Origin of the sequence: Bradyrhizobium sp., from assembly GCF_019242285.1 — a bacterium.
Classification (GTDB): domain Bacteria; phylum Pseudomonadota; class Alphaproteobacteria; order Rhizobiales; family Xanthobacteraceae; genus Bradyrhizobium.
On the sequence record NZ_JAFAVV010000287.1, the window covers coordinates 1 to 6,387 of the forward strand.

The 6,387-nt window shown below is 65.7% G+C and carries 6 protein-coding genes; 3 read left to right on the forward strand and 3 right to left on the reverse strand.

Annotated elements, in window-relative coordinates; all coding sequences use genetic code 11:
* Positions 1–463: 463 nt before the first annotated feature.
* On the forward strand, positions 464–820 hold the full coding sequence (locus JOY90_RS10960; protein ID WP_291691156.1) for a hypothetical protein: 357 nt from the start codon (positions 464–466) through the stop codon (positions 818–820).
* A gap of 137 nt (positions 821–957) precedes the next feature.
* Here the strand turns inward: JOY90_RS10960 and JOY90_RS10965 are convergent, their stop codons facing one another.
* Both JOY90_RS10965 and JOY90_RS10970 read right to left on the reverse strand, forming a co-directional pair.
* On the reverse strand, positions 958–1,137 hold the full coding sequence (locus JOY90_RS10965; protein ID WP_291691157.1) for a DUF3606 domain-containing protein: 180 nt from the start codon (positions 1,135–1,137) through the stop codon (positions 958–960).
* Entirely contained in the window at positions 1,106–1,351 is a 246-nt protein-coding gene (locus tag JOY90_RS10970; protein WP_291691158.1) for a hypothetical protein, read from the reverse strand. The genes JOY90_RS10965 and JOY90_RS10970 overlap by 32 nt, the downstream gene beginning before the upstream one ends.
* A 422-nt stretch (positions 1,352–1,773) precedes the next feature.
* Here JOY90_RS10970 and JOY90_RS10975 point away from each other — a divergent pair, with 422 nt between their 5' ends.
* Positions 1,774–2,598: an MBL fold metallo-hydrolase gene (locus JOY90_RS10975; protein ID WP_291691159.1), complete on the forward strand. Its 825-nt coding sequence runs from the start codon at positions 1,774–1,776 to the stop codon at positions 2,596–2,598.
* A 274-nt stretch (positions 2,599–2,872) separates the two neighbouring features.
* On the forward strand, positions 2,873–4,486 hold the full coding sequence (locus tag JOY90_RS10980) for an OprO/OprP family phosphate-selective porin (RefSeq protein WP_291691160.1): 1,614 nt from the start codon (positions 2,873–2,875) through the stop codon (positions 4,484–4,486).
* Between the two features lie 235 nt (positions 4,487–4,721).
* On the opposite strand, the gene JOY90_RS10985 is transcribed toward JOY90_RS10980, so the two are convergent.
* A partial coding sequence (locus JOY90_RS10985; protein ID WP_291691161.1) for a molybdopterin cofactor-binding domain-containing protein occupies positions 4,722–6,387 on the reverse strand: 1,666 nt, incomplete at its 5' end.

The window sequence follows — 6,387 nt, forward strand, 5'->3', positions numbered from 1 at the left end:
TGATCCCAGCGTCGGGGGACCAGGACCACACGCCTTGGCAGTCCGCGGCCTGCTGCTCGTCTCGCAGCACACACGCGTCCATCGCATCCCGCTCCCAACGTCCGTGACGATCGCGAAGCGCCCCTCCTGGTGGAATCGGGACGCGCCCAATATACACGATTTCGGAAAAAAGGAAATAGAAAGGTTCGGTGGCCGAGCCGGCGCCGCCGACCCGCTTGAGCCGCTGCGTGGAATGACCTGTTCAGCGCGAGCGGTTTCGAGGCCGCTAAGACCCGTATTGGGCCGACATGCGGCTCCACTCCTGCTCATCCTCATCGGTTGGCGCGAATCAGCGATGTCCACGGCGCGCACACTGTCGCGCCTTCCTGACAATCGGCGGGCCGCTTGGCCCGCTTCTTGCTCGGGAAAATCATGGCAGGAAACGACAAAGGAGGTGACCCGACAACCGCTGGAAAGGGGTGCAATGTCTATTTGGATCAGATTGTTAATCGCTTTTGGTGCAATATTGGGTGCGCTTTCGCTGGCTTCTGCCCGCGATCTGGATGGAAAATACACTCACTCCCCGCTGCACGGCTGGTTCGACCAGCTCGCAAGCAAGAAGGGCCGCTGCTGCTCCGACGCCGACGGCCGCGCGCTCTCGGACGTCGACTGGATCGCGCGCGACGGCCACTACCGCGTCCAGATCGACGGCGAATGGGTCGATGTGCCCGAGGATGCCCTCATCACAGAGCCCAATCTCGCGGGCCGCACCATGGTCTGGCCGACATGGCTGAATGGGCACCCGCAGGTGCGTTGCTTCATGCCGGGCAGCATGGGATGACCGACCATGGACAGCCAGCCAGCAGCCCGCATGAGCGAACAGCGACATGCAGGACACATACCAACCCGGATATCGCTTTCGCCTACGCTCTCCGAGCTTCGGCGGACGAGTCGCTCATCCGGGCTACGGGCCTACAGCTACGTCTGCTGCGCCAGTTCCTTGCGGACGGCAGCGGCCGAATTGCCGACCTTGTCGACCGCCTGCTGCAGCCGCTCCTTCGACACGCCAAGCGCATGGGTCCAGTACTTGACCTCGTAGCGGCGCTGCATATTGATCTTGGAGCGGTCAGGCTGCTCCCGCCTGGTCAGCTTGTCCATGACTCGCTCCGCTTCTCCCGCGTCTCCGCCGATAGGCGTCAATCGCAGTATTTGCAATCAGGATGCGGCGACGCTCTCCGGTCTTGATCATGGCTTCGATGGTATCGAGCAACTCGACGGCAGACGCGTCGGGGTCGCCGAGTTCGCCGTTGGCTTCGAGGAACTCCCAGGCGATCATGAACGCATTTTCAACGAGCTGCGAAATCTTCTCCATGCCGAGCCAACGCCGAGCCGGATCGAGCGTTCCCTCGGACCCGATCGTCGCGTCAGTCCGGCGGCGGCTTCGGCTCCGAGGAGTTGAGCCACCCCCTGATGTCGAGGCTCGCTTGATGCGCGCTGACATCGGGTGACCGGAGGGCGATCCTCTCCTCGCTCTCGCATGAGCGAAAGCGGGCGGCGGCCTAGGTTTGCCGCGACAACACGGCAGCCCGCAGCCCGCATGAGCGGAGCGACATGCGGATGCCACTCCCGGATATCGCTTCCGCCTACGCTTTCGAGCTTCGGCGGACGAGTCGCTGATCCGGGCTGCGCCTGCTTGCTGCTGGGCATCATCACGAGGATGATCTTTTCTTGGTGATTTGCCCGGCCGCCCTTCGACCTGTAGCAACGGCGTCCATTCCAAGCGAAGGACGGCCCATGACCCTCAGGCTCTTCCATCTCAACGCCGGCACGATGTCGCCGCCGAGCGCCCTTCTCGTCAATGGACGCGGCGGGCTGTTCGAGCGGGCGCGCATGGTCTGCCACATCCTGTTGATCGAGCGCGCGGGCGAGCTCTGCCTGGTCGATACCGGCATCGGCCTGAACGACATCAACAACCGTGACCAGCTTCCGGCCGCCTTTCTCAAGAAGGGGCGCCCGAGCCTCGATCCCGCCGAGACCGCGATCGCGCAGGTCGGCGCGCTGGGATTCGATCCGCACAACGTGCGCCACGTCGTCATGACGCATCTCGACCGCGACCATGCCGGCGGGCTTGCGGATTTTCCGTGGGCCAAGGTGCACGTTCATGATACCGAGCACAGGGCCGCGGTGAAGGGACAGCCCGCTGTACAGCCGGGCCGCTATGCCGCGCAGCAATGGCGGCATGGTCCGGACTGGGCGACCTATGACCGCTTCGGCGCCGACTGGATGGGACTGCCATCCTGCCAGGTCGACCTGTTCGATGGCTGGGACGTTCGCCTGGTGCCGCTGCCGGGACACACGCCCGGCCACAGCGGCGTGGCCGTCAAGCGCGGCGACGACGCCTGGTTCTTCCACGCCGGCGACGCGTACTACAGCCGCCGGCAGATCGACAGCCCGCCGCGGCGCGCTCCGCTCGGATTGCTGTTTCAGATCAGAAAGGCAGAGATCGATCGTGCGCAGCGGATAGCGTCGGAGGACGCGGTGCGACGATTGCGGCAGCGTCCCGCTATCTCGATCTGCTGCACGCACGATCCCGACGAGTTCGACCGGCTGAGCAAGTAGCCCACCCATCCGTGCGCCACGGCGCATCCTGCGAGTCGTGATCAGAAATTCCGTGATCGCGCCGACGTGCGCGCAGGCGGCAACTGCGCTGGCCTGCGCCGGTCATTTCCTTCGGTTCGACCGAGACACAGCTACTCCATCGAACCCGGCGAATCCGTTGCACGTCTGCCACAACCAGACATTATGTCTCGCGTTCACGCCCGATCTCTTTGCCTGTCATGCATCATCCCTACCATCTCGGCTGGGGAACATTTCCTTGAAAGGAATAGTTGCAATGACAAAAGGATGGATGACGACGGCGGCTGCGGCGGGCCTGCTCGGGACACTGGCGACGTCGCAGGCGCAGGCGCAGAGCGGCGGCAATGACGCCGAGATCGCCGCGCTGAAGCAACAGCTCCGCTTGATGGAAGCGAAAATCGAGAAGCTGCAGAAGCAGTCGAGCGCCAATGCCGCGGCGGCGGCCAGCGCTGGCGCGAAGGCCGCAGACGCCAACGCCAAGGCCGAGCATGTCGCGAACGCCAATGCGGCGATCCCGGTCAAGGGACCGGCGCCGGCTTCGGGCGTGGTCGTCACGATGCCCGGCAACCGGCCGACGATCTGCACCGCGGACAACCAGAACTGCGTCGCGATCACCAGCCGCCTGCACTGGGATGTCGGCGGCTACGATTACCGGCCCAACACGGCGGCGACCTCGCCGCAGCGTCTCGACAGCGGCGAAAACGTGCGCCGCGCCCGCATCGGCGTGGTCGGCAAGTTCCTGGGCGATTGGAACTACGCGCTGATCTACGATTTCGGCGGCTCGTCGGACGGATTTGCCTCGACGGCGAGCGCTGGCGGCGTGCCGGTCGGGTTCCTGCCCGGCGGCGGCGTGTCGGGCGTCGAGAACGCCTATCTGAGCTACACTGGAATCAAGCCGTTCGGCGGCACGCTCGCCGTCGAAGGCGGCGTCTTCGACCTCGCCTACACGCTCGACGAGGCCTCGAGCTCGAACGACATCATGTTCATGGAACGCGCGTCGGCCGGCATCATTGCCACCAATATCGCCGCTGGCGACTTCCGTTCCGCGATCGGCACGCGCTGGTGGAACGACCGGCTCTGGGCCGGCGCCTATGTCACGGGACCGACCACCGGCGCCATCCACTCCGCCTCCAGCATCAACCCGCCAGGCTCGACGGAGCAGTATGGCACGGTCGCCCGTGTCGCCGGGCAGGTCGTGAAGGGCGACAACTACACGTTCCATCTCGGCGCCGATTTCGAGGCCCTGATCCAGCCGCCACACAACCTCGTCAGCGGCGCGCAGACCCTGACCTTGAGCGATCGTCCGGAATTGCGCATCGATCCCACCGTGCTGGTCACGACCGGCGCGCTCGCCAACGTCTCGCAGGCGCAGGTCTACAGCGTCGAAGCGGCCGGCAACTACGGATCGCTGTTCTTCCAGAGCGAGTATTTCTGGTTCAACGTCCAGCGCGATGCCTCGACCGGCCTGCCGCCGTTCGGCGCCCCGAGCCTGCAGTTCCAGGGCGGCTATGGCGAGGTCGGCTACGTGCTCACCGGCGAGACGCGCCCCTACAATGCGTCCGCCGCCGCCTATGGCGGCATCAAGCCGTTGCACCCGTTCGCGATCGATGGCGGCGGCTGGGGCGCCTGGGAGATCGCCGGACGCTTCTCGACGATCGATCTCAACGACAAGGTGGGATCGGCGCTCGGCGTCGCCGGCGGCCGGCAGAACATCTACACGCTCGGGCTCAACTGGTACGCCAATCAGAACGTGCGCCTGATGCTCGACTATCTGCACGGCGACATCACCAAGCAGATCAGCTCGACCAATTTCGGCGACGCCGGCGCCAAATTCGACGCCGTCGCGATGCGTACGCAGGTGGCGTTTTGAGCGCGGTGTTGCGTGATCGGTAGCCCGCATGAGCGGAGCCACATGCGGGGAGACGGACCCGGATGTCGCTTGCGCTCATCCGGGCTACGGCTGCTGATCGAGGTGGGCCTGGCGAGAAAAAGTAGGTGCGGACGGTGGATTAGCGACTTGCCCGCCGAAGGCGGAAGCGTATCCGCCGCAACGTCGAACGACGAGACATGGCGGATTACGCCTTCGGCTAATCCGCCCTACTTGATCACTCCGCCGCCTGACGCTGCGTGGCAGCGTCCAGCACGGCTGCGACCCTCGGGGGCGACATCGGCAGGTCGTAGAAGCGCAAGCCGAGCGCGTTGTGCACGGCGTTGGCGACCGCGGCCATGACAGGCACCAGCGGCACCTCGCCGACGCCCTTCACGCCTTGCGGATGCTTGGGATTCGGGATTTCCACCAGCACGCAGTCGAGCATCGGCAGGTCGGAGCAGACCGGCATGCGATAATCGAGGAAGCCGGGATTATCGACCTTGCCGGCCTTGTTGTAGATGTACTCCTCGTTGAGCGCCCAGCCGATGCCCTGTGCCACGCCGCCCTGGAGCTGGCCTTCGACATAGCCCGGGTGGATGGCGCGACCGACGTCCTGCACCGCGGTGTAGCGGATCACCCGCACGATGCCGAGATCGGGATCGACCTCGACGTCGCAGATGTGGGTGCCGAAGCCGCCCTCGGCGCCTTGGGTGTTGAGCTGCACGCCGGCGCCGATCGGACCGCCCATCGCCGGCGCCTTCTCCGCGAGCTCGGCCAGCGTGATCGGCTCGAACTCGCCGGCATTCGGGCTCACCGGATGCGCGGCGCCGTTCTCCCACTTCACGGCTTCGGGATCGATGTTCCAGATCTTCGCCGCGCGCTCGCGCAAGGTCGCAATGATCTTCTCGGTCGACTGCGTCACCACCATCGAGGAAGCGAACAGCACGCGGCTGCCGCCGGTGAGGTTGGAGAAGCCGACCGTCTGGGTGTCGCCGATGATCACCGAGATGCGCTTGTAGTCGATGCCGAGCAATTCGGCGCAGATATTGGCGATGCCGGCGCGCGAACCGCCGATATCAGGGTGGCCGGTCGTCACCACGACGTTGCCGTCCTCGGTGATGTTGACCTGCGCCGAGGATTCGCCGCCGGCGTTGAACCAGAAGCCGCTGGCCACGCCACGGCCCTGCCATTTGCCGAGCGGCGCGGAGTAATGCGGATGCTCCTTCGCCGCGTGCAGGGTCTCCGCATAGCCGATGCGCGGGAACACCGGGCCGTGCGCGGCCTTGATGCCCTGCCGCGCCGCGTTCTTCAGACGGAAGTCGAGCGGGTCCATCTTCAGCGCGCTGGCGACCTCGTCCAGCACGCATTCCACGGCGTAGGCGCCGATCGGCGCGCCCGGCGCGCGATAGGCCGCGACCTTGGAACGGTTGGAGCAGACGTCGTAGCCGACCGAGAGGACATGCGGGATGTCATAGGGCGCGAAGCTGCAGCCGGCGGCGCCCCGGATCGGCGAGCCCGGCAGCGCGCCGGCCTGCAGATAGAACGTGCCCTGCGCGGCGACGATCTTGCCATCTTTCGTGGCGCCGATCTTGACCGTGCTCTTCGAGCCCGAGGTCGGCCCGGTCGCGCGCATCACCTCCTCGCGGGTCATCACCATCTTCACCGGCCGGCCGGACTTCTTCGCCAGCAGCGCGGCGAGCGGCTCCAGATAGACGATGGTCTTGCCGCCGAAACCGCCGCCGATCTCGGCGGGAATGGCGCGGATGTCGCTCTGCTGGATGCCGGTGAGATAGGCCGTCATGGCGCGGACCATGAACTGGCCCTGGCTCGAGCTCCAGATCGTGGTCTTGCCATCGGCGGCCACGCTGATGAGACACGCATGCGGCTCGATATAGCCCTGA